Source organism: Halorubrum lacusprofundi ATCC 49239, assembly GCF_000022205.1.
Taxonomy (GTDB): Archaea; Halobacteriota; Halobacteria; order Halobacteriales; family Haloferacaceae; genus Halorubrum; species Halorubrum lacusprofundi.
This window is the reverse complement of record NC_012029.1, coordinates 1,573,398-1,593,094: the sequence shown is the minus strand read 5'-3', so window position 1 is coordinate 1,593,094 and position 19,697 is coordinate 1,573,398. Positions and strand designations below refer to the sequence as shown.

Genomic DNA, 19,697 nt, shown 5'->3' with positions numbered 1-19,697 from the left:
AAGCCGCCTTACCGCCCGTCGTATACGACCTCGCCGTCGACGACCGTCATCGCCACGTCGACCCCGCGGATCGCGTCCGACTCCTCCCACGGCGACGCGTCGAGGACGGCGAAATCGGCGCACTTGCCGGGCTCGACCGTGCCGAGCCGGTCCTCGTCGAAGCCCGCGTACGCCGCGCCCCGGGTGTACGCGCGCAGGGCCTCGGTCACCGTGAGCCGCTGGGCAGGGGCCGGCGCGTTGACGGCGTGGTGGACGCCGAGTAAGGGGTCCATCGGCATTCCGTCGGAGCCAAACGCGAGGTGAACTCCCGCGTCGAGCATGTCGCGGTAGCGGTTCGTCTCGGCGGTGCGTTCCGGCCCGAGACGCCCCTCGTAAAGCCCGTCTGCGCCCGCCCACTTGAGGAAGTTCGGCTGGACGCTGGCGACCACGCCCGTCTCCGCGAGCCGCTCGATCGCCGCGTCGTCTGCGAGTTCGACGTGTTCGATCCGGTGACGCGCCGCGCCGGGGTCGGTGTGCGACTCCTCCTCGTAGGCGTCGAGGACGGCGTCGATCGCCTCGTCGCCGATCGCGTGGGCGGTGAACTGGTAGCCCGCCCCGGTCGCGTCCGCGACCGTCTCTGCCAGTTCGTCCGGGTCGACGACCCACTGCCCGGTCTCGCCCGGTGCGTCCGCGTACGGTTCGGAGAGCCTCGCGGTCCGCCCGCCGAAGCTCCCGTCGGTGTACGACTTGATCGCGCCCGTCTCGGCCATGTCGCTTCCGGCGTTCGTCGTCAGGCCGACCTCCCGCAGCGCGTCGAGGTGGTCGCTCCAGTAGTTGATCCGGACACGTGCGGTCAGCTCGTCGGCGGCGTCGAGGTCGCGGTAGACGCGCGGAGCGTGCGAGTTTCGCACCATGTCGTGAAAGCCCGTGATCCCCTTGGCGGCGCAGTCGTCGAGCGCAGCGGTGACGAGGTCGCGAGTCGCCGCCGGCCCCGGTTCGACCGCCTCGTAGATCGGATCGATCGCGCTCTCTAGGAGGACGCCCGTCGGCTCGCCCGCGTCGTCGGTCGGCACCGTCTCGTCGGGGACCGAGTCGAGAGCGTCCGCGAACCGGTCGAGGACGACCCCGTTGACCGCGGCGACGTGCATGTCCTCGCGGACGGCCGCGACGGGACGTTCCGTCGAGACGCGGTCGAGGTCCTCGCGGGTCAGGTAGCGGTCGTCGTCCCACGTCGACTCGTCGTAGCCGTAGCCGAGCACCCAGTCGGTTGCGGGGTCGTCGGACCCGCCGTCCGACGCGTCCGAGTTCCCATCCTCGACCGCTGCCGCCCGTTCCGCAAGCAGATCGACCGCCTCCATCGGCGAGTCCGCGACCGAGAGGTCGGCGTGGACAAGGTAGCGCCCGACCGTCGTCAGGTGGGTGTGCGCGTCGACGAAGCCGGGGAGGAGCACGCAACCGTCGAGATCGATCACCTCGGTGTCGACGCCTTCGAGGAACCGCACCTCGTGGCTCCGACCGAGGCGGACGACCGCGCCGTCCCGCACGGCGACGGCCTCGTGGGTCTCGTCGGGAGTCGCAAGCGTGTGTATCTCCCCGTTCACGAACAGCCGGTCCGCGGCGTCGGTCATGGCCGAGTCCGGGGCTGGCAGCATGTTAATCGTTCGGGAAACGGCGACCGATTTATTCGATGATGGGACGGATCTCCGTGCATGTACGATCAGATACTACTCCCCACGGATGGCAGCAAGGGCGTCGACCGAGCCATCGACCACGCGATCGACGCCGCCGAGCGCTACGGCGCGACCCTTCACGTGCTGTACGTCGTCGACAGCGACGTGGTCAACGCGTATTCTGGCGACGAGTTCGTTGACGGATCGGAAGGCGCCTCCGAGACGCTGGAAGAGCGCGGCCGCGAGGCGCTCGACGAGGTGGCCTCGCACGCCGCGGACGCGGGCGTCGACGTGGTGACCGAGCTGGTGTACGGCGTCCCCCACGAGGAGATTCTCGGCTACATCAACGACGAGGATATCGACCTCACGGTGATGGGATCGAAGACCCGATCGGGGAACTACCGGCGGATGCTCGGCTCCGTCACCGAGCGCGTCTCCCGACAGTCGACCGCGCCAGTGAGCATCGTGAAGACGACGGTTTCGGAGTGAGCAACGACGGTCGCCGCTTCCCGACCGGCGGGTGTCCCTCCACGGCCTTTTAACGATCGGGGTCCACTACTCGCGGTATGGCGAAGTACTCGACGGGCGGTGGCGGCGGCGGCGACGACGGCGACGCCTGCGAGCTCTGCGGGCGCGAGACCACAGACCTCCAGCGGGCCACGGTCGCCGGGGCGAAGCTCCTCGTCTGCTCGGACTGCCGCCCCCACGACGACGCCGGCAACGCGCCCGGCGGGCGCGGCGGATCCGGTGGGAGTCGGGGCGGAAGTTCCGGCGGAAGCCCCGGCGGCGCCAGCTCCGAGTCGACCGGAACCGGGACGGAGAGCCGGAAGAAGGAAATCGCCCGCAAGCAGGCGAAGATGTACGACTCCGCGACCGGCGACTCCAAACACTGGGAGGAAGGCGGCACCAACTACGAGTCGGACCGGCTCCCGTACCTCGTCTCCGGCTACGGCGACGACGTGGCGGCGGCCCGGCAAGACGCCGGACTCACGGTCGAGGAGCTGGCCGAGGAGCTCGACGTCGACGAGGACGACCTGTTCGCTGTCGAGGACGGTCGGGCCGCGACCGCCGGCGTCGGCGGCTCCGTCGTCCGCGCGCTCGAAGAGCGGCTCGGCGTCGATATCGTCGACGAGTGAGCGCGTGAACCGATGAAGGCGATCAAGGACAGCGTCCACGGTCACGTCCGGCTCGGCGACCTCGCCGCCGAGTTGGTCGACACGCCCGCCTTTCAGCGGCTGCGTCACATCAAACAGCTGTCCACCGTCCGGCTGGTGTACCCCTCCGCGAACCACACCCGCTTCGAGCACTCGCTGGGCGTCTACCACCTCGCGCGCGGCGCGGTAGACGGGTTGGGGATCGACGACGACACCGCCGCTCACGTCCGCGCGGCGGCGCTCCTCCACGACATCGGACATGCCCCCTACGGGCACCAGACGAGGGGATCATCCGGCGAGCGACGGGACGCGACCACGACGACATCGCGTAGCTCCTGACCGACACCGACCGCGAGGTGTGTCGGGTCCTCGAACGCAGCGGGCTGGACCCGAAGCGCGTCGCCTCCCTGATCGCGGGCGAGGGCGCGCTCGGCGCCCTCGTGTCGGGCGAACTCGACGTGGACCGGATGGACTACCTCGTGCGCGACGCCCACCACACCGGGGTCCCGTACGGCACGGTCGACACCGGCCGGCTCGTCAACGAACTCCGGCTCGCGGGCGACGGAGCAAATGGCTCCGGCTCGGGCGACCCCGAGGACGCGGCGCTGGTGCTCGCCGAGGGGAACGTTCCCACCGCCGAGAGCCTGCTCGTCGCCCGATCGCTGATGAACGCCGTCGTCTACCGCCACCACGTCTCGCGGGTCGCCGGCGCGATGTTGGAGCGCGCCTGCGAGCGCTACCTCGACCGGACCGACACCGACGTGAGGGCGTTCCGCCGGATGGCCGACCACGACCTCCTCGTCGCGCTCCGGGAAGCGGTCCCCGCGCTCGGAGAACGGATCGAGCGCCGCGACCTCTACAAGCGGGCGGTGTGGGTCGGGTTAGCGGATGTGCCGGCGGGCACCGTCGACGCCGGCCACGCCGAGGAGCGCGCGGCCGAACGCGAGATCGCCGAGACGGTCGGGCTCGATCGCGACGAGGTCGTCGTGGACGTGCCCTCCCGTCCCGGGTTAAAAGAATCCGGCTCGACCGTCGTCGTCGACGGTGTTCCCCAGCGACTGGAGGACGCCTCGGAGCTGGTGGCGGGCCTGCGCAGCGCCGAGCGCCGCCGCTGGACGCTCGGCGTCTACTGTCCGGCCGAACACGTCGACGCGGTCGGCGAGGCGGCGCGCGACGTGCTCGGGCTCCGCGGCGTCGGCGCGCGGACGTAGCGGCTCAGTCGCTTCGCGGCGCCGGGACCGCGAAGATCGGACGATCGGCACCCAAGATCACGTCCTGCGTCACGCTCCCGAAGACGGCCTTCCCGGTCGGGCGTCGCTTGCGGCCGGAGACGCAGATTGCGTCCGCGTCGATGTCGTCCGCGGCCGCGAGCAGTTCGTCTGTGGGGTCGCCGCTTGCCTCGTAGTGGACGCAGTTGATGCCGGCTTCTTCGAGGGTCTCGCGGGCGCGTCGGACCGCCGATATCTGGTGGACTGAGGCCCCCTCGGGGTTCTCCTGGAACACGTGACACAGGTGAGCGGTCACCGCGCCATCCACCGTCGGGAGATCCACGATCGCCTCCGCCTGCGCGATCGCACGGCTATCCTCCGCGTTGTCGATCCCGATGAGTACATCGTACATGGTCGACCGTTCGGATACCGCACGTATAAATCGTGCCGGCCGTTCCAGATTTCGGCAACAGAGCGAATTCCGGTTGGTCGGGGCGTCTCCGGGGACGCACGCCGCTTTTATCCCATGCCGCCGAACGTCGACGCATGATCACGGTCAAGGACACCGTCCACGACCACATCGAGATCGACGGTGTCGCGGCGGACCTCCTCGACACCCCCGCAGTCCAGCGGCTCAGACACGTCAAACAGCTCGGCACGGTCCAGCTCGTCTACCCCTCCGCGAACCACACCCGCTTCGAGCACTCGCTCGGCGTCTACCACCTCGCCAGCCGCGCGCTCGGCCACCTCGGGATTGGGGGAAAGCGCGCAGACCGGATCGAAGCCGCGGCCATGCTCCACGACGTGGGTCACGGCCCGTTCAGCCACAATCTGGAGTCGCTCACCCACCGCCGCACGGGGAAGTACCACGACGACGTCGACGAGGTGCTCGCGACCGGCGCGGTCGGCGAGGTGCTCCGCGATCACGACCTCGACCCGGAGAAGATCGCCGGGCTCGTCGCCGGCGAGGGACCGTACGGCGGGCTCGTCTCGGGCGAGCTCGACGTTGATCGCATGGACTACCTCGTGCGCGACGCCTACCACACCGGGGTGCCGTACGGCACCATCGACACCGAGCGGTTCGTCCGGGAGCTGACGTTCGTCGACGTGGGCACCGGCACCAACGAACTCGTCTTGGACGAGGGGAACGTCCAGACGGCCGAGAGCCTCCTTCTGGCGCGCGCACTGATGAACCCGGTCGTGTACACCCACCACGTCGCGCGCATTTCGAAGGCAATGCTTCGGCGGGCGGCGAGCGACTTACTCGACGCGACCACGACGACCCCGGCCCAGCTTCGCCGGATGGACGACCACGACTTCCTCGCGGCGATCCGAAGCTGCTCGGAGACCGCCGAGCTCTCCCGGCGGTACGACGAGCGCGACCTGTACAAGCGGGCGGTGTGGGCCGAGTACGACGACGTGGCCGAGCGTGTCCATGAGGCCGACCACGACACTGAGAGTGCGCTGGAACGCGAGATCGCCGAGGAGGCGGGCGTCGCCCGTCAGCACGTGATCCTCGATGTCCCCCCGGAGCCGTCGATGCGGGAGTCGACAGCGCGGGTCACCGTCAACGGCGAGGTGCGTCGGTTAGAGCGGCAGTCACCCCTCGTCTCCACGCTCCGGACCGCCCAGCGCAACCAGTGGCGCCTCGGTGTCTACGCCCCTCACCCCGCGACCGATCGCGTCGGCCGCGCCGCCGCCGACGTGCTCGGACTCGACCCCGACGGGCTCGTCGCGGAGGTGCGCGGCGCGATGCCGACGACGCTCGACGAGTTCCGAGACGGGGCGTGATCGGCCGAGTCGATCCCCTGTCGTGACCTTTTACTCCCGCGCCGGCGACCGCCGAGTATGCACCTTGAAGGGACCGTTCTGGTCGGTCCGGAGTTCGAGCCGGTCGAAGGCCGGGTCATCGTCGCCGACGACGAGATCGTCCGGATCGAGGAGACGAGCGTCGACTCCGACGACGTGATCCTCCCGGCGTTCGTCAACGCCCACACCCACATCGGTGACTCCATCGCCAAGGAGGCCGGCGAGGGCCTCTCGCTCGACGAGCTGGTCGCACCGCCGGACGGGCTCAAACACCGCCTCCTGCGGGAGGCGAGCCACGAGGCGAAAGTCGCCGCGATGGCGCGGAGCCTCCGGTACATGGAGTCGACCGGGACCGGCACGTTCCTGGAGTTCCGCGAGGGCGGCGTCAAGGGCGTGGCCGCGCTCCGGGACGCGGTCGCGGGCGAGGGCGTCGACTTCGGCGAGCGCGCGATCGATCCGGTCGTGTTCGGTCGTGACGACCCCGACGTGCTCTCGGTCGCTGACGGGTACGGCGCCTCCGGTGCCCGCGACGCCGACTTCGACGCGGTGCGCTCGGAGACTCGCGAGGCGGGCAAGCTGTTCGGGATCCACGCCGGCGAGCGCGACGCCGACGACATCAACGCCGCGATGGATCTCGACCCCGACTTTCTCGTCCACATGGTCCACGCCGAGCCGATCCACCTCGAGCGGCTCGCCGACCGCGGGACGCCCGTGGCCGTCTGCCCCCGGTCGAATCTCGTGACGAACGTCGGCGTGCCGCCGATCCGCGACCTCGCCGAGCGGACGACGGTCGCGCTCGGCACCGACAACGTCATGCTCGACTCGCCGTCGATGTTCCGCGAGATGGAGTTCGCCGCGAAGCTCTCCGATCTCCCGGCCCGAGAGATCCTGCGGATGGCGACGGTGAACGGCGCGGCGATCGCGGGGCTGAACCGCGGCGTGATCGAGCTGGGCGCGGATGCCGATCTGTTGGTGCTCGACGGCGACTCCGACAACCTTGCCGGCGCGCACGACCTCGTTCGCGCGATCGTCAGGCGCGCCGGCGCGGCCGACGTGTCTCGGGTCGTAATCGGCGGCGAGCCGGCCGGGAGAGAAACGGTTTAGTCGCTGGCTCGTGCCCGTCAGAGCATGCACGCGATCACTCGATCCGGCTGGATCGAGGTCATTTCTGGATCGATGTTCTCGGGGAAAACAGAGGAGCTGCTCCGGCGGCTCCGGCGCTCTGAGATCGCCGGCCAATCCGTCGCGGTGTACAAGCCGGCCGTTGACGACCGCTACGGCGAGACGACGATCGGGAGCCATAACGGCCGGCAGTGGGAGGCGACCGTCGTCGACAACGAGGGTGGCGGCCCGCTTGCAATCCTCGACGACGAGCCGTTCCCCGAGGTCGTCGCGATCGACGAGGCGAATTTCTTCTCGGACGCGCTGGTGGAGGTGTGTAACGCCTTAGCGGACAACGGCACCCGCGTGATCGTCTCCGGCACCGATCAGACGTTCCGCGGCGAGCCGTTCGAACCCCTGCCGGAGCTGATGGCGACCGCCGAGTACGTCGACAAGCTACAAGCGATCTGCTCGCAGTGCGGCGAGCCCGCCTCCCGGAACCAGCGCCTCATCGAGGGGGAGCCGGCCCACGTCGACGATCCGACGATCCTCGTCGGCGCCGAGGAGTCCTACGAGGCGCGGTGTCGTGACTGCCACGTGTTGCGGACCGGCGAGCGCTCGGAGGCCGATCGAGCGTATCTGAACGGTGAAAGAGTCGCCGAGAATGGCTCCGAAAAGCAAGAAGAGCCGATAGACTCCGGCGCGACCGACGACTGACCGAGTTCGGGGCATCGGCCCCTCCGGAATCCCGATGTCTGCCGTTCGGTCGTCGACTGTTTCGACCGTTCAGTCGTTGGTGTTGACGCGATCCGTTTCGACACGATCCGTTTCGACACGATCCGATTTGACGCGCTCCGGCTCGTCCTCCTCGGCGGTCGCGACACCGTACAAGCCGACGAGCGCGGCGAGCACGACGACTGCGCCCTCGGCGCGCGTGGCGGCGTACACCCACTCGCGGGGCTCGGCTTCCCCGGCGTTCCGGTACAGCGCCTTCGTCCACGCGCGGACGACCGCCCGCGGAACGAGCGTCTCGATCAGTCCGCCGATTCCGGCGACCAACAGTAGTAACGCCTTCATACTTCCTCTTCGCGGGGCGCGTGCAAAAACGATGCGGCGCGTCTCACGCCGGTTCGGCCGCCGAGAGGTAGCGCCGGCAAGTCGCCGCCGCCCACTCCCGGACTGCGGGGGCGTCCGACCACAGTAGCGCGGCGAGCCCGCTCTCGTCAAAGAGGCCGACCACGGCTCGGTCGTCGACGAGGAGCAGTCCGATCGGGGAATCGCCGTCGTGGCGGTACGCCTCGATCCCTCGCTCGGCGAGGACCGACCGTATTACGGTCCCCGAGGGGCCGGTGAGCCTATCTGCGGCCCGTCCAGTAAACACGAGTCGGAGCGTTCGGCCGTCGACGTTGTCGTCGTCGACACCGACGATCGATCCGTCGTCGTCCCCGTCACTGTCACCCGTCAGCCGTCGTGCAAGGGCGGGATCGGCGCGAGGCACGACCCCGACAACGGTATCGCCCGTGTCGACGATTCCGGAGAGCCGGGCCGCCGTCCCCGGGTCGTCCCCACGCTCGACGAGATCGACATCGTCGGCGAGGAGGGCGACGCTGTCGACGCCGACCGCCTCCGCGACCAGCCGCCGGAGGACCGCTCCGGGCGAGTCGGCGTCAGCCATCCGTTCGCTCCGCGCCCGCCTCGTCTCTCTCGTCACCCTCGTCCGGTCTCGGTGGGTACGTCTGTCGCCCGCCGCTCGACCGTCGCGCGAGCAGGCGGGCGGTCGCGCGTCGGTGGTCGCCCGGGCGCTCCTCCGTCGTCTCGTCATAGTACAGCACGGTCAGCCCGAGCCCGGCGCGCAGGAGTTCGTTGGCGGCGAACCGGTAGCGGTCGTCGCTCGGACCGGACGGAGTCGCGTCGGCCGACCGCAGGTGTCCTTCGACAAACAGGTACCCACCGGGAGTGAGCGACTCGATCAGGTCGGCGAACCGGTCGAGCGTGTGGAAAAAGCTCATCGTGATCAGCTCGTACGTCTCATCCGGGAAGCCGTACGTCGAGGCGTCGGCCTGAATCGTTTCGACCCGATCAGCGACATCGCGCTCGGCGGCGCGTTCGCGGACGATGGCGAGCCCCTCGCGGGAGGCGTCGAGGGCGTCAACCGCGTAGCCAGCCTCCGCGAGGTAGACGGCGTTGCGGCCGGTACCGGCGGCCACGTCGAGCGCGCGGCCGTCGGGGATCGCGGGCTCGTACGAGCGCAGGACGGCGGATGGCTCCGGCGCACGCGGGTACTCCCCGGACACGAAGCGGTCGTCCCAGTCGGTCATGCCGGCGCTTGCGCCGCGGCGAGCGTAAACCCCACGGGCGTGGACGACTCAGCGAGGGCATGGACGAGAGCGGGAGCGGGAAGGGGACCGAGAGTGAGGAGGGAACCGGAAGCGCCGACGAGATCGCCGGGACCGACGAGTCGGAGCCGATCGAGAAGACGCTCGGCGACCTGCTGACCGAACGCGGGGAGACCCTCGCGACCGCGGAGTCGCTGACAGGGGGACTCGTCGGGTCGCGTGTGACCGAAGTGCCGGGCGCGAGCGCCTACTTCGACCGCGGGTTCGTGACCTACGCGTACGACGCCAAACGCGAACTGCTCGGAGTGTCTCGCGAGTCGCTCGACGCCGAGGGCGCCGTGAGCGCGGCGGTCGCCGAGCAGATGGCGGCGGGTGCGCGCGACCACGCCGACACGACGTGGGCTGTCGCCACGACCGGAATCGCCGGGCCGGACGGCGGCACCGCGGAGAAGCCGGTCGGACTCGTGTACGTCGGGGTGGCTTACGCCGCGCCGTGGGGGACCGAGGCGTCGTTCGTTCGCACGGAGCGGGTCGTCCTCAACGGCGACCGCGGCGCCGTGAAACGGAAGGCGGTCGACACAGCGCTGGACGCGCTCGTCCGGACGATCCGCGAGGTCGACGCCGAGGAGTGAGGCAATCTGGGTGACTCGATCGCCGGGGCGGCCGCGCTGCCCGCTCACTCGATGAACGCGTGCCCGACGACCGCGACGAGCAGCGCGGCGATGACGATCCACGCGAGCGGCTCGGCGGCGAGCAGCCGGATCGGACGGGCCACTGACTCGTCGAAGCCGAACAGCGCCGCCGCCGACAGCGCGCCCGCGAGCACGAGCGCGGCGACGACGCCGGAAACGCCGAGGAGTACGGCGTCGGTCCGGTCCATACCCCGGATCCGCGGGGGATGTATATAAACGGATCTCCGTTTTGTGGTCTCTTCATAAGCGCGCGCAGACGGGACGATCGCCGATCTGTGACGACGACCGGGTGCCGCTCTGGGACGGTGACCGCGACGAGCGCGACGGAAAACGGGTGTCGGAAGCGGTAGTTTCAATCAGTGAACCGTTGAACCCACCTCGTGTGACCATTCCAACACAGACGCTCCCGAGCGGTGACACCCTACCGGCGCTCGGACTGGGCACGTACGCGCTCGACGACGACCAAATCGCCGACAGCGTCCGTGCGGCGCTTTCGTCCGGGTACACACACATCGATACTGCCGAGGGATACCACAACGAGGAGGCCATCGGCGAGGTGCTCGCCGAGTACGACCGCGACGACGTGTTCCTCACCTCGAAAGTGCTCGCGAAGAACCTCGGCTACGAGTCGCTGATCCAGTCTTGTGAAGCGTCCCTCGAACGGCTCGAGACCGACTATCTCGATCTGTACCTCATCCACTGGCCCAACCCCGCGATCTCGCTGCGAGAGTCGCTCCAGGCGATGGCGGAACTCCACGACCGCGGACTGGTTCGCAACGTTGGCGTCTCGAACTTCAGCGCCTATCAACTGAGCTGTGCCAATCACATCTCCGAGGTCCCGATCGCAGTCAATCAGATCGAGTTCCATCCGTGGTTCCAGCGCCCGAACCTCGTCGACTACTGTCACGAGTCCGACACCGTGATCGAGGCGGCGGCGCCGCTCGCGCGAACAGAAGTGTTCGACGACGAGGTCGTTGCCGAACTCGCCGAGAGCTACGACAAAAGCCCCGCTCAGGTCATTCTCCGATGGGCGCTCGACCGCGACGTGGTCGCGCTGCCGCGCTCGTCGACGCCGGAACACGTTCGAGCCAACGCCGACCTCGACTGGGAGCTCGACGCAGCCGACCGCCAGCGGCTCGATGAGCGCGACCGCGACCGGCCGGTGTACGACACTCCGGCCCGTGACTGGACGGATCCGGTGTACGGCATCGAGCAGTGAGGCGAGCCTTCACTCCGCGTCGTCGGTGAGGGCGATCGGTCGGCCGGTCTCGGCGGATTCGTAGATGGCGGCGAGCGTCCGCACGTCCGCCAGCGCGTGTGTCCCGTTCGGATGGAACGGCTCCTCCGCCAGCAGCTGGTGGCCGAAGTACGCGAATTCCTCTTCGATCTGGTGAACTTGGTCGAAGTCGACGTCGACGCGGGTTCCGTCGCGGACGACCGCGAACCCTCGGTCCTCCCGCTCGTAGAACGCCGGATCGAGGATCAGTCTGGCGTCCGTTCCGGTGACTTCGAGCCGGCTCGCGTGCTGGGCGTTCTGGCTCACCGAACACAGCGCGTCGACGCCACCGGGGAACTCCAGCCGGTACGTGGCGTGTTCGTCGACATCGGCGAACGCCTCGTGGTTCGTGCGGGTCCGTCCCGACACGCGCACGGGGTCGGCGCCGAGCACGAACCGAATCGTGTTGAGCGGGTACACGCCCAGATCCATGAGCGCACAGCCGCCGGACAGCTCCGAGTCGAGGCGCCACTGGTCGTGGTCGCTCCCGAGCTCACCGAGCATCGTCTGTGACATCGTCGCGTGGACGTGGATCACGTCGCCGGCGACGCCCGCCTCAAGCAGGTCTCGAAGGCGTCTAACCGCCGGATCGGTCTGCATGCGGTATCCGGCCATCAGTGGCACTCCGGCGTCTCGACACGCCGCGACGAGTCGCCGGGAGCGGTCCAGCGTCGCCTCCAAAGGCTTCTCGCATAAGACCGCCTTCCCCTGCTCGGCGGCGGCCGCCACGTACTCCAAGTGGGTCGCGTTCGGCGTCGCAACGTACACCGCGTCGTACTCATCGACGACGGCGCCCGCGCGGAATTCCGCCGGCGTCACGCCGGTCACGTCGTGTTCGGCGGCGACCGCTTCGACCGCGTCGGCATCAACGTCGGTGACGACGGTGGCCTCGGTGAACGCCGAGCGTGCGATCCCCGGGAGCGCCCATTCGCGGGCGAACCACCCGAGCCCCACGATGGCGACCCGAACGGGGTCCGTCACGGCTTTCGGATCGAGATGCTCCCAGTCCCGGCGCGTGAAGTCGTCGAGGTAGTCCGCGAAAGCGGTCTCCATACCGTCCGGTCGACGCGCGGCTGGATCATAACTCCGGCGACTCCGGCCGTTACCGAGGTCGACCGGTGCCGAACCGCGTCGATCCGGTGGGAAACCGGTTTATATCTCTCCCGCGGCTCTTCGACTCCAGGTCGTTCCGTCAGAAGAGCCAGGGCAGGGATTTGAACCCCGGAAGTCTCGATTACAAGTCGAGTGCATGAACCGCCCATGCTCCCCTGGCGCAGGCGGGCGTACTCGGTCCTCCTATGAGTGCGTGTCGCTTTCCGCGAAGGTGACGCGATGCCGGGGGTGCCGCGCTCAGGTGCCCCGATCGTCGTCGTCGCCGTCTCCACTGTTCTTTCCGGCACCTTCCTGGCCACCCGCCGTCGGCGACTTCGTCAGCTCCACCCGGTGTGGCTCGTACCCCTGTTCCGCGTAGAACTCGCGGGCGCGATCGTTAGCCGCGAGTGCCTCCAGTGCGACGGCTTCGGCACCCGCCTCGCGGAGGGCTCGCTCGGCTGCGTCCAGCAGGTCGGCGCCGACTCCCTCGTCGCGACGCTCGGGGACGACGAACAGATTGCTCACGACTCCACGGGTCCGGTCGCGCTCGTAGCCGCCGCGATCGAGTGCGAACCCGACGAACCCGATCAGGTCATCGGCGCCGTCGCGCGCGACGAGTAGTTCGGCGGTGACCACCGAACGCGCGACCCACTCGCGGACCGATCCGCGGTTCTCCTCAGCGAGCAGCGTCGACCCGTGCGCCCGCTGCCCCTCGGCGAGCGCGATCCACAGGTCGGTGACTGGGTCGACATCGTCGACGGTGGCGGGCGTGACGTGCACGCGGTCGCTGTCGGCCATTCGTTCGGTGTTCGACGTGCTAGCTGTTTGAGCCTACCGGCGAGTCGGTGGGGGGTTCGGAGCCGGGAGATGCGGAGCCGGGCGTGCGATACCGAGATGCCGCCGAGTCACACTTCGCGGCACTCCGGACAAACCGCCTGCCCGTTCGCGGTCACGAGGTCGGGCACGAGCGCTCCGCAGCTCTCGCAGACGCCCTGAGTCCGCGAGCCGGACGTGTCGGTTGAGGACGCCTCCACGGCAGGGTCGACGCCGCCGTCCGATCCCATCATCGCTGCGTCTCCGCGCCGGGGATCTCCGGTCGCTCCCTCGTCGCTGAGGGGGTCGTGGGCGCCGTTTCCGGTCCGGGGCGCCCCCACTGCGAGCACGTCGCTCGCGGTGACGACGCCAAGCGCCTCGCCGTCTTCGACGGCGACGACGCGGTCGACCCCTTCCGCGATGAGCCGCTCCTCGACCACGGCCAGCGCGTCGTCGGGCGTCACCGTCGGGAGCGGTGGACCCATGACCGACTCGACTGTGAGGTCGTGTTCGTCGCCGGCCCCCGCGTCAAGGAGCGCACCGAGGGCGTCACGCCAGCTCAATCGACCGACTGGTTCGCCACCCCGGAGGACGACGAGGCAGTTCGTTCCCTCGTCGACCAGAAGTGCTGCCGCGTCGCGTAACGGGTCCGACTCGCTCACGCCGAGGAACTCGCGATGCATCACGTCACGAGCCGTGGTGTCTGTTCGCATGAAACGTGATTCCGTCCCGATCGGCTAAAAGGTGCCCCCGGTATCGTTATACGGGTTCCTCGCGTAGATTGCCGATCGGTGTGATAACGATGGGAGACGCAGGCGGGACGGGAGACGCAGGTGGGAGGGGAGACGCAGGCGGTAGGGAACCGTTATCGAGAGGGTGGCTTCCTCAGCGACTGCCCCGCACCGCCGACGGCGACGAAAAGGAGCCTTCAAACCCTCCGGCGCCCGAGCGAAGGATATGACCATTCCCTCGTTCGTGATCGGGATCGCGGGGGGAAGTGGCGCGGGGAAGACGACCGTCTCCCGGCTCGTCACCCGCGACCTCGGCGACAGCGTCACCCGCATCCCGCTCGACAACTACTACGAGGACCTCTCGCACCTCGACTTCGAAGAGCGCCAATCGGTCAACTACGACCACCCCTCGGCGTTCGAGTGGGAACTGCTCAGAGAGCACCTCGAAGCCCTGCTCGAAGGCCAGTCGGTGCAGATGCCGCAGTACGACTTCGAGATCCACAACCGGAAGGAGGAGCGTATCCTGGTCGAGCCGACCGACGTCATCGTGCTCGAAGGAATCCTAGCGCTGTACGACGAGGAAATAAACGCCATGATGGACCTCCGACTGTTCGTCGAGACCGACGCCGACGTCCGAATTTTACGCCGGATCCGCCGAGACGTGATCGACCGCGGCCGCGACTTGGAGGGCGTCATCGACCAGTACCTCTCGACGGTGAAGCCGATGCACGAGCAGTTCATCGAACCCTCGAAGAAACACGCCGACGTGATCATCCCGGAGGGCGCCAACAGCGTCGCGGTGAACCTCTTAGAGGAGAAGCTCCGTGCCGAGGTCGAGGGCGACGCCGTCCGGAGCTGGGAGCGCGGCAGTTTGGAGGAGGAACTCGGCGAGAAGCGCTCGCTCGACATGGACGACGACTGAACGGACCGGACCCATCGAGGGAGTCGACGACTGCCGCGTTCCGGCGCGTATGTGGCCAACACCGGAACAGCGGTAATCGATTGTAGGAGTGCTTCTTGCAGGTCAGTATTGATGATCGCTTATAAATGAGCGGTGTGGTGGCGCGTGCCGACGAGCAGCCGTCAGGCTGCGAGTTGCACGCGCGAGGGAGTCGGCCGGCGCTTAAAAGCGCCGGCCGACGAGGCTGGGGAGGCGTGAGGCTGCGGTCCCGCGAGCAGTGAGGGACCGGCGGTCCCTCTTGCAGCCGGCGCGAAGCGCCGGCGATGCAACGAGCGGGAGAACGGAAGTCGCAGCCCGCGCAGCGAAGCGAGCAGGATCGTCTTCCGGCGGTGCTGTGCGGGGTGGGGTGGGAGTTAAAGGGGCAGCCGGGAGGACGGCGCAGGCGATGTAAGCACCGCAGCGAAGGAGCGGCAGCGACTGAACGAGGAGCACAGCGAGCGTGCGCCGTCCTCCCGGCTGGCTTTAGAGATCGTCACCTCAGACTCGTCAATAGTTTATAAATGGCAAACAGCGACACCTCGCTCCGATTTATAAACAAACTCTCAGTCAACCCGAATCGCGTACTCTCAACATATATCTGACAGTTCCTGTCGACAAACAGCCACGAGTTCGACATTGTCACCCAGTAACACTGCTCACCGCCGCCGGCTCGCCACCCGCTCCTCCGCGGTCTCCGTGCTGACGACCTCGTAGAGGATCGCCCGCCCACCGTCGTCTTTGGGACGGAGCACCCGCCCGAGCCGCTGGGTGAACTCTCGTTCACTCCCCGAGCCGGAGAGCACGACCGCGACGTTCGCGTCGGGCACGTCGACGCCCTCGTCGAGGACGTTGGCGGCGACGACCCGACCGTAGGTCCCCTCGCGGAAGCGCTCCAGAATCTCGCGGCGCTCCTTCGCGCCCGTCTCGGCGGTGATCGCGGGCAGCAGGAATCGCTCGGAAAGCCGGTAGACGAGGTCGGTGTGGGCGGTGAACACGATCACGCGGTCGTCGCGGTGGCGGTCGAGGATCGACTCCAAGCGGTCGATCTTCCGGCGCGCGTTCATCATGATCTCGCGGGCGTCCTGTTTCGCGAGGAGCGCCTCCCTCGCGGCCGGGTCGTTGCCGGAGCGCTTGACGAGTTCCTGATAGTCGCTCCCGCTCGTGAACGTGATCCCCGCGTCCCGGACGTACTCGACGAAGGTGCCCTGCTTCGCGTCGTAGCGCTCGCGCTCGTCGGGCGTCAGCTCCACCTCGATCCGTCGGATGTCGTAGGAGGCGAGGTGGTCGCCCGCGAGGTCGTCCACGTCGAGCGCGTACACGCGGTCGCCGATCAGCTCTGCGACGGTCTCGTGCGCGTCGTCGGGGCGCTCGAAGGTGGCGGTGAGCCCGAGCCGGGCGGGCGCCGCGAGCAGCCGCGCCACGTCACGATACCCCTCGCCGCCGAGGTGGTGGACCTCGTCGAAGACGACGAACTCGAAGGCGTCGCCGATATCCTCGGCTTTCAGGTACGCAGAGTCGTACGTCGACACCGTGATCGCCTCTTGGCGCTGTTCGCCGCCGCCGAACCGCCCGATTGGTACGTCGAACTCCGCTTCTAGCTCCCGCTGCCACTGATTGAGGAGATCGACCGTGGGCACTACGACGAGGGTCGGCACGCCTAGCTCGACCATCGCGCGTATTGCGATCACGGTCTTGCCGGCCCCGGTCGGGAGTTCGAGCACGCCGCGGTCGCCGGCGTCGCGCCACGCGTCGAGCGCCTCACGCTGGTACTCCCGGAGATCGTAGTCGGTCGAAAGGCCGGTGTCGAGCCCGGCTGCCGCTCCCGCGCGGTCGCTCGCGTCCAGCACGTGATCCTCGACGCTCACGCCGGCGACCTCCAAGGCTCGTCGGATCGCGGCGTAGCGGTAGGCCGGGGCGCGCCCGGTCCCCGATCGCGGGTCGCTCTCGACGCCGGGGAGCGGCGGGAGCGACTCCAGAGCGTCGCCGTCGGCATCGTTCGCACCGTTGCCAGTGGCGTCGCCAGCGACGACCCGGATCGTCCCGTCCTCGTAGGTCAGCCGGACGTCCATCGGCGAACGTTGCCGACCGACTTACAAAGGGCCACCGCCTCCGTCCGCCATGCGCGCGGACGAACTCGACCCCGAGATCGCCGCCGTCGTCGACGAGATCGCGGCGCTCGGGCTCCCGGAGTGGCACGAGCTTTCGGTCGACGCCGCGAGGCGCGTCGAAGACGAGGTGTTCTCCGGCGACTCCGAACCGCCCGTCGCCGAGGTGCGGGACCTCGCATTTGACGGGCCGCACGGCGAGGTGCCAGTGCGGGTGTACCGGCCGGAGGCAGCCCTCGACGAATCGACGCCGTCCGCCCGGACCCTCGTCCACTTCCACGGCGGCGGGTGGACCCTCGGGACGCTCGACTCGATCGACGGTCCGTGTCGCGAGCTCGCGACCCGCGCGGACGCAGTCGTCGTCTCCGTTGACTACCGGCTCGCCCCAGAGCACCCTTTCCCCGTTGCGGTCGACGAGGCGGCCACGGCCGTCTCGTGGGTCGCGCGCAACGCGGCGACGTTCGGCGGCGACCCCGACCGGCTCGGCGTCTCCGGCACCAGTGCGGGCGGGACGCTCGCGCTCGCGGCGGCGCTGCACGCCCGCGAGTTCGGCGAGTTCGTAGAGCCAGCCGGCCAGTTCCTGCTGTACCCGATCGCGGGCCACGACTTCGAGACCGATTCCTACCGCGAGAACGCCGACGGTCCCCTTCTCACCTGCGCGGACATGCGGTGGTTCTTCGAGCAGTACCTCCGGAGTCCGGCCGACGCGTACAACCCCTTCGCAGTGCCGCTTCGCGCCGACGATTTGGGTGACCTCCCGCCCGCGACGGTCGTCACCGCCGGCTTCGATCCGCTCCGAGACGACGGCGTCGCCCTCGCGGAGCGGTTCGAGCGCGAGGGGACCCCGGTAGATCACCGTCACTACCCCGCGATGGCGCACGGGTTCTGTAGTCTCTCCGACCGCGTCGCCGCCGCGGAGGCGGCGCTGTCGGCGGTCGCCGACGACGTGCGGGAACGGCTCTGAGCGTTGAGAGCGGTAATCACCCGACGCCGCGACGGCGACGGCTCCAAGTGCCTCGCCCCGAAACCGGGCGCCATGAGTCTTATCGGATCGGCTATAACCTTCGCTGTCAGCCTGCTCGTCGGCGGACTGGCCATCTTCATCGCCGCCGCGGTCGTCACCGGCACGCGCGACTACGGACACGCCGTGTTCACGGCGCTCGTCGGCGCGATCGTCTGGGGACTCACCGCCCTCTTCCTCTCGTGGGTCCCGCTGATCGGCGACTTCCTCCCGCTTCTCGCGTGGGTCTGGGTCATCCGGGCGCGCTACGGGGCCTCGTGGGTTCACGCGGGGGTAATCGGATTCATCGCGTGGGCGTCGGCGGTGCTCGTGCTGGCGGTGCTCCCGTTCGGGGGCGTCACCGACGCGGTCGGAGTGCCCTTTGTCCGGTCGCTCGGAGCGATCTGATCGGTACCGGGTGGGGCTTTGGCGGTGTTTACGGCCCGAGATACCCCCACGCCTGTAACCGGTCGCCGTCGCCGTCGATCCAGCGCTCGCCGATATCGTCGCGGTAGTACATGTTGGGCATCACGATGTCGTCGATCCGGTCGTACGCCTGCTCGCGCGCGGCCTGCATCGTGTCGCCCTTGCCGGTCACGACGATGGGCATCCCGTTGTTGCCGGCGACGCGCCACTGGCCGTCGACCCGCTTCGCGTCTTCGAGGTGGATGCCGTCCCGGCTCTCCGTCTCGAAGACCACGGCCGCGTTCCGGGAGTTCTCGTCGTACGTCTTCTCGTCGTCGAACGGGAACGGCGGGAGGACGATCCGAACCGCGATCTGGTAGCCGTTGTGAACGTCGACTTCAGGTTCGTTACCGCGCGCGAGATCGGCGAAGAATGCGCCGGTCGACGACTCGATCGACTCCTCCTGTAAGGCGATCGTCGGGTACCCGAACCGCGGCGTGAACTCTAGCGGGTAGATCCCGGTCTCGTTCACGATGCAGTTCAGATCGATACTGCCCACGTATCCCTCGTTGGCGAGCCAGCCTTCGAGCTTGCCGAAGGTCTCTTTGAACAGCTTGTTCTGGCCCGCCCAGAACATCGACGTTCCCATCTCACCGGTCGACGGACCGATGTTGCCCGGGAACAATTTCTTGTGCTCGAAGTTGAAGTTGACTTGGTCAATGAACTCGTTGCCGTTGAAAAAGCCGCAGATAGCGACTTCGACGCCCTCGACTTTTCGCTGAAGCTGGAACCCCTTCATCCGGTGGCCCCACGCCTTCTTGTAGGCGTTCAGCACGTCGACGACGTCGCTGCCGTCGTCCTCGTTGCCGACGTAGAGGAGCCGCTTGACGTTTTGGACCTCGCCGAGCGGTTTGATGACGTACGGGGCGGGGTTCTCCTGGACGTGTCGGATCCCGGCGTCGAAGTCGTGGAAGATGTGGTGTTCGACGGTGTTGACGCCGTGGTCTTCGAGAATCTCCATCGCGTAGCCCCGATCCTCTTCGAGGTGATCGGTGTTCGGCGTCCCGCCCACGACGGCTTTCCCCTGCTCGCGGAGTTCCTCGGCGAGCGCACCCGTCCCGATGTCGGAGCCGACCCAGATGTCGTCGAAAATGATGACGTCGGCCCACTCGACCTCCGCGCGCCAGTCGTCCGTCTTCGGGACGAACCCCTCACCGATCTCTCGGTCGCTTTCGGCCTCGATGTAGTACTTCACGTCGTGACCTTCGCGGTGGACCTGCCACGCGAGGTCGGTGATCAGCGCGGTGTCCGCAGAGACGAACAGGAAGCGCTCAGTGTCCATGGCGACATGTCTCGCGGCGGGGACTTGAGTGTGCGTGCCGGTCG

General features: G+C 68.4%; 21 protein-coding genes, 1 tRNA gene and 1 pseudogene. 11 read left to right on the top strand and 12 right to left on the bottom strand.

Annotation, left to right across the window (positions count from 1 at the left end):
- Positions 1-8: 8 nt before the first annotated feature.
- A complete protein-coding gene (locus tag HLAC_RS07815) occupies positions 9-1,607 on the bottom strand; it encodes an amidohydrolase (protein WP_049933405.1) in 1,599 nt (532 codons plus the stop codon).
- An 81-nt stretch (positions 1,608-1,688) separates the two neighbouring features.
- Here HLAC_RS07815 and HLAC_RS07810 point away from each other — a divergent pair, with 81 nt between their 5' ends.
- From HLAC_RS07810 to HLAC_RS07800, 3 genes and pseudogenes are all read left to right on the top strand, one after another.
- Positions 1,689-2,138, top strand: a complete 450-nt coding sequence (locus HLAC_RS07810) for a universal stress protein (RefSeq protein ID WP_015910299.1) — start codon at positions 1,689-1,691, stop codon at positions 2,136-2,138.
- Positions 2,139-2,215: 77 nt separating this feature from the next.
- Positions 2,216-2,785: a helix-turn-helix domain-containing protein gene (locus HLAC_RS07805; protein WP_015910298.1), complete on the top strand. Its 570-nt coding sequence runs from the start codon at positions 2,216-2,218 to the stop codon at positions 2,783-2,785.
- Positions 2,786-2,797: 12 nt separating this feature from the next.
- Positions 2,798-4,014: pseudogene (locus HLAC_RS07800) on the top strand (HD domain-containing protein).
- 4 nt (positions 4,015-4,018) lie between these two features.
- On the opposite strand, the gene HLAC_RS07795 reads toward HLAC_RS07800, so the two are convergent.
- Positions 4,019-4,423 (bottom strand): universal stress protein, encoded by a 405-nt coding sequence (locus HLAC_RS07795; protein WP_015910297.1) that lies wholly within the window; start codon positions 4,421-4,423, stop codon positions 4,019-4,021.
- A 134-nt stretch (positions 4,424-4,557) separates the two neighbouring features.
- Between HLAC_RS07795 and HLAC_RS07790 the strand changes: the two genes are divergently transcribed.
- From HLAC_RS07790 to HLAC_RS07780, 3 genes are read left to right on the top strand one after another with little or no spacing between them, the layout of a single operon-like run.
- Positions 4,558-5,802, top strand: a complete 1,245-nt coding sequence (locus HLAC_RS07790) for an HD domain-containing protein (RefSeq protein ID WP_015910296.1) — start codon at positions 4,558-4,560, stop codon at positions 5,800-5,802.
- Positions 5,803-5,859: 57 nt separating this feature from the next.
- Positions 5,860-6,924 carry an amidohydrolase family protein gene (locus HLAC_RS07785; RefSeq protein ID WP_015910295.1) on the top strand — a complete coding sequence of 355 codons (1,065 nt, stop codon included), beginning with the start codon at positions 5,860-5,862 and terminating at the stop codon, positions 6,922-6,924.
- Between the two features lie 24 nt (positions 6,925-6,948).
- Positions 6,949-7,638 carry a thymidine kinase gene (locus tag HLAC_RS07780; protein ID WP_015910294.1) on the top strand — a complete coding sequence of 230 codons (690 nt, stop codon included), beginning with the start codon at positions 6,949-6,951 and terminating at the stop codon, positions 7,636-7,638.
- A 69-nt stretch (positions 7,639-7,707) separates the two neighbouring features.
- Here the strand turns inward: HLAC_RS07780 and HLAC_RS07775 are convergent, their stop codons facing one another.
- Genes HLAC_RS07775 through HLAC_RS07765 form a run of 3 tightly spaced genes read right to left on the bottom strand, consistent with a single transcriptional unit; the run spans position 7,708 to position 9,239 of the window.
- On the bottom strand, positions 7,708-7,998 hold the full coding sequence (locus HLAC_RS07775) for a hypothetical protein (RefSeq protein WP_015910293.1): 291 nt from the start codon (positions 7,996-7,998) through the stop codon (positions 7,708-7,710).
- Positions 7,999-8,041: 43 nt separating this feature from the next.
- On the bottom strand, positions 8,042-8,596 hold the full coding sequence (locus HLAC_RS07770; RefSeq protein ID WP_015910292.1) for a transcriptional regulator FilR1 domain-containing protein: 555 nt from the start codon (positions 8,594-8,596) through the stop codon (positions 8,042-8,044).
- The gene (locus tag HLAC_RS07765) at positions 8,589-9,239 is read right to left on the bottom strand and encodes a class I SAM-dependent methyltransferase (RefSeq protein WP_015910291.1); all 651 of its coding nucleotides are present in this window, start codon (positions 9,237-9,239) and stop codon (positions 8,589-8,591) included. The genes HLAC_RS07770 and HLAC_RS07765 overlap by 8 nt, the downstream gene beginning before the upstream one ends.
- A gap of 59 nt (positions 9,240-9,298) precedes the next feature.
- Here HLAC_RS07765 and HLAC_RS07760 point away from each other — a divergent pair, with 59 nt between their 5' ends.
- Positions 9,299-9,889 (top strand): CinA family protein, encoded by a 591-nt coding sequence (locus tag HLAC_RS07760; RefSeq protein WP_015910290.1) that lies wholly within the window; start codon positions 9,299-9,301, stop codon positions 9,887-9,889.
- 44 nt (positions 9,890-9,933) lie between these two features.
- Here the strand turns inward: HLAC_RS07760 and HLAC_RS07755 are convergent, their stop codons facing one another.
- Positions 9,934-10,137 (bottom strand): hypothetical protein, encoded by a 204-nt coding sequence (locus HLAC_RS07755; RefSeq protein WP_015910289.1) that lies wholly within the window; start codon positions 10,135-10,137, stop codon positions 9,934-9,936.
- 194 nt (positions 10,138-10,331) lie between these two features.
- Between HLAC_RS07755 and HLAC_RS07750 the strand changes: the two genes are divergently transcribed.
- A complete protein-coding gene (locus HLAC_RS07750) occupies positions 10,332-11,168 on the top strand; it encodes an aldo/keto reductase (RefSeq protein WP_049933403.1) in 837 nt (278 codons plus the stop codon).
- Between the two features lie 9 nt (positions 11,169-11,177).
- On the opposite strand, the gene gfo6 is transcribed toward HLAC_RS07750, so the two are convergent.
- The 4 genes from gfo6 to HLAC_RS07730 all read right to left on the bottom strand — a co-directional run bounded on the left by gfo6 (position 11,178) and on the right by HLAC_RS07730 (position 13,843).
- The gene (gene gfo6, locus HLAC_RS07745; protein ID WP_015910287.1) at positions 11,178-12,278 is read right to left on the bottom strand and encodes a D-xylose 1-dehydrogenase Gfo6; all 1,101 of its coding nucleotides are present in this window, start codon (positions 12,276-12,278) and stop codon (positions 11,178-11,180) included.
- A gap of 146 nt (positions 12,279-12,424) precedes the next feature.
- Positions 12,425-12,498: transfer RNA gene (locus HLAC_RS07740), tRNA-Thr, on the bottom strand.
- 77 nt (positions 12,499-12,575) lie between these two features.
- Positions 12,576-13,115, bottom strand: coding sequence for a GNAT family N-acetyltransferase (locus HLAC_RS07735; RefSeq protein WP_015910286.1), 540 nt, complete (start codon positions 13,113-13,115; stop codon positions 12,576-12,578).
- A 107-nt stretch (positions 13,116-13,222) separates the two neighbouring features.
- Positions 13,223-13,843, bottom strand: a complete 621-nt coding sequence (locus tag HLAC_RS07730; protein WP_015910285.1) for a CBS domain-containing protein — start codon at positions 13,841-13,843, stop codon at positions 13,223-13,225.
- A 244-nt stretch (positions 13,844-14,087) separates the two neighbouring features.
- On the opposite strand from HLAC_RS07730, the gene udk reads away from it, so the two are divergent.
- A complete protein-coding gene (gene udk / locus HLAC_RS07725; RefSeq protein WP_015910284.1) occupies positions 14,088-14,783 on the top strand; it encodes a uridine kinase in 696 nt (231 codons plus the stop codon).
- Between the two features lie 674 nt (positions 14,784-15,457).
- Here udk and HLAC_RS07720 read toward each other — a convergent pair.
- On the bottom strand, positions 15,458-16,870 hold the full coding sequence (locus HLAC_RS07720; RefSeq protein ID WP_015910283.1) for a DEAD/DEAH box helicase family protein: 1,413 nt from the start codon (positions 16,868-16,870) through the stop codon (positions 15,458-15,460).
- Positions 16,871-16,919: 49 nt separating this feature from the next.
- Here HLAC_RS07720 and HLAC_RS07715 point away from each other — a divergent pair, with 49 nt between their 5' ends.
- Together HLAC_RS07715 and HLAC_RS07710 are read left to right on the top strand one after the other, a co-directional pair.
- A complete protein-coding gene (locus tag HLAC_RS07715) occupies positions 16,920-17,870 on the top strand; it encodes an alpha/beta hydrolase (protein WP_015910282.1) in 951 nt (316 codons plus the stop codon).
- A gap of 72 nt (positions 17,871-17,942) precedes the next feature.
- Positions 17,943-18,314, top strand: coding sequence for a hypothetical protein (locus tag HLAC_RS07710; RefSeq protein ID WP_015910281.1), 372 nt, complete (start codon positions 17,943-17,945; stop codon positions 18,312-18,314).
- 28 nt (positions 18,315-18,342) lie between these two features.
- Here the strand turns inward: HLAC_RS07710 and HLAC_RS07705 are convergent, their stop codons facing one another.
- Positions 18,343-19,653 carry a phosphoribosylglycinamide synthetase C domain-containing protein gene (locus HLAC_RS07705; RefSeq protein ID WP_015910280.1) on the bottom strand — a complete coding sequence of 437 codons (1,311 nt, stop codon included), beginning with the start codon at positions 19,651-19,653 and terminating at the stop codon, positions 18,343-18,345.
- Positions 19,654-19,697 lie beyond the last annotated feature (44 nt).

Coding starts and splice junctions, on each gene's coding strand:
- HLAC_RS07720 (WP_015910283.1), bottom strand. CDS start 16,870: ATGGACGTCCGGCTGACCTACGAGGACGGGACGATCCGGGTCGTCGCT.
- HLAC_RS07790 (WP_015910296.1), top strand. CDS start 4,558: ATGATCACGGTCAAGGACACCGTCCACGACCACATCGAGATCGACGGT.
- HLAC_RS07770 (WP_015910292.1), bottom strand. CDS start 8,596: ATGGCTGACGCCGACTCGCCCGGAGCGGTCCTCCGGCGGCTGGTCGCG.
- HLAC_RS07785 (WP_015910295.1), top strand. CDS start 5,860: ATGCACCTTGAAGGGACCGTTCTGGTCGGTCCGGAGTTCGAGCCGGTC.
- HLAC_RS07805 (WP_015910298.1), top strand. CDS start 2,216: ATGGCGAAGTACTCGACGGGCGGTGGCGGCGGCGGCGACGACGGCGAC.
- HLAC_RS07755 (WP_015910289.1), bottom strand. CDS start 10,137: ATGGACCGGACCGACGCCGTACTCCTCGGCGTTTCCGGCGTCGTCGCC.
- udk (WP_015910284.1), top strand. CDS start 14,088: ATGACCATTCCCTCGTTCGTGATCGGGATCGCGGGGGGAAGTGGCGCG.
- HLAC_RS07810 (WP_015910299.1), top strand. CDS start 1,689: ATGTACGATCAGATACTACTCCCCACGGATGGCAGCAAGGGCGTCGAC.
- gfo6 (WP_015910287.1), bottom strand. CDS start 12,278: ATGGAGACCGCTTTCGCGGACTACCTCGACGACTTCACGCGCCGGGAC.
- HLAC_RS07735 (WP_015910286.1), bottom strand. CDS start 13,115: ATGGCCGACAGCGACCGCGTGCACGTCACGCCCGCCACCGTCGACGAT.
- HLAC_RS07795 (WP_015910297.1), bottom strand. CDS start 4,423: ATGTACGATGTACTCATCGGGATCGACAACGCGGAGGATAGCCGTGCG.
- HLAC_RS07730 (WP_015910285.1), bottom strand. CDS start 13,843: ATGCGAACAGACACCACGGCTCGTGACGTGATGCATCGCGAGTTCCTC.
- HLAC_RS07765 (WP_015910291.1), bottom strand. CDS start 9,239: ATGACCGACTGGGACGACCGCTTCGTGTCCGGGGAGTACCCGCGTGCG.
- HLAC_RS07780 (WP_015910294.1), top strand. CDS start 6,949: ATGCACGCGATCACTCGATCCGGCTGGATCGAGGTCATTTCTGGATCG.
- HLAC_RS07760 (WP_015910290.1), top strand. CDS start 9,299: ATGGACGAGAGCGGGAGCGGGAAGGGGACCGAGAGTGAGGAGGGAACC.
- HLAC_RS07705 (WP_015910280.1), bottom strand. CDS start 19,653: ATGGACACTGAGCGCTTCCTGTTCGTCTCTGCGGACACCGCGCTGATC.
- HLAC_RS07715 (WP_015910282.1), top strand. CDS start 16,920: ATGCGCGCGGACGAACTCGACCCCGAGATCGCCGCCGTCGTCGACGAG.
- HLAC_RS07775 (WP_015910293.1), bottom strand. CDS start 7,998: ATGAAGGCGTTACTACTGTTGGTCGCCGGAATCGGCGGACTGATCGAG.
- HLAC_RS07815 (WP_049933405.1), bottom strand. CDS start 1,607: ATGACCGACGCCGCGGACCGGCTGTTCGTGAACGGGGAGATACACACG.
- HLAC_RS07710 (WP_015910281.1), top strand. CDS start 17,943: ATGAGTCTTATCGGATCGGCTATAACCTTCGCTGTCAGCCTGCTCGTC.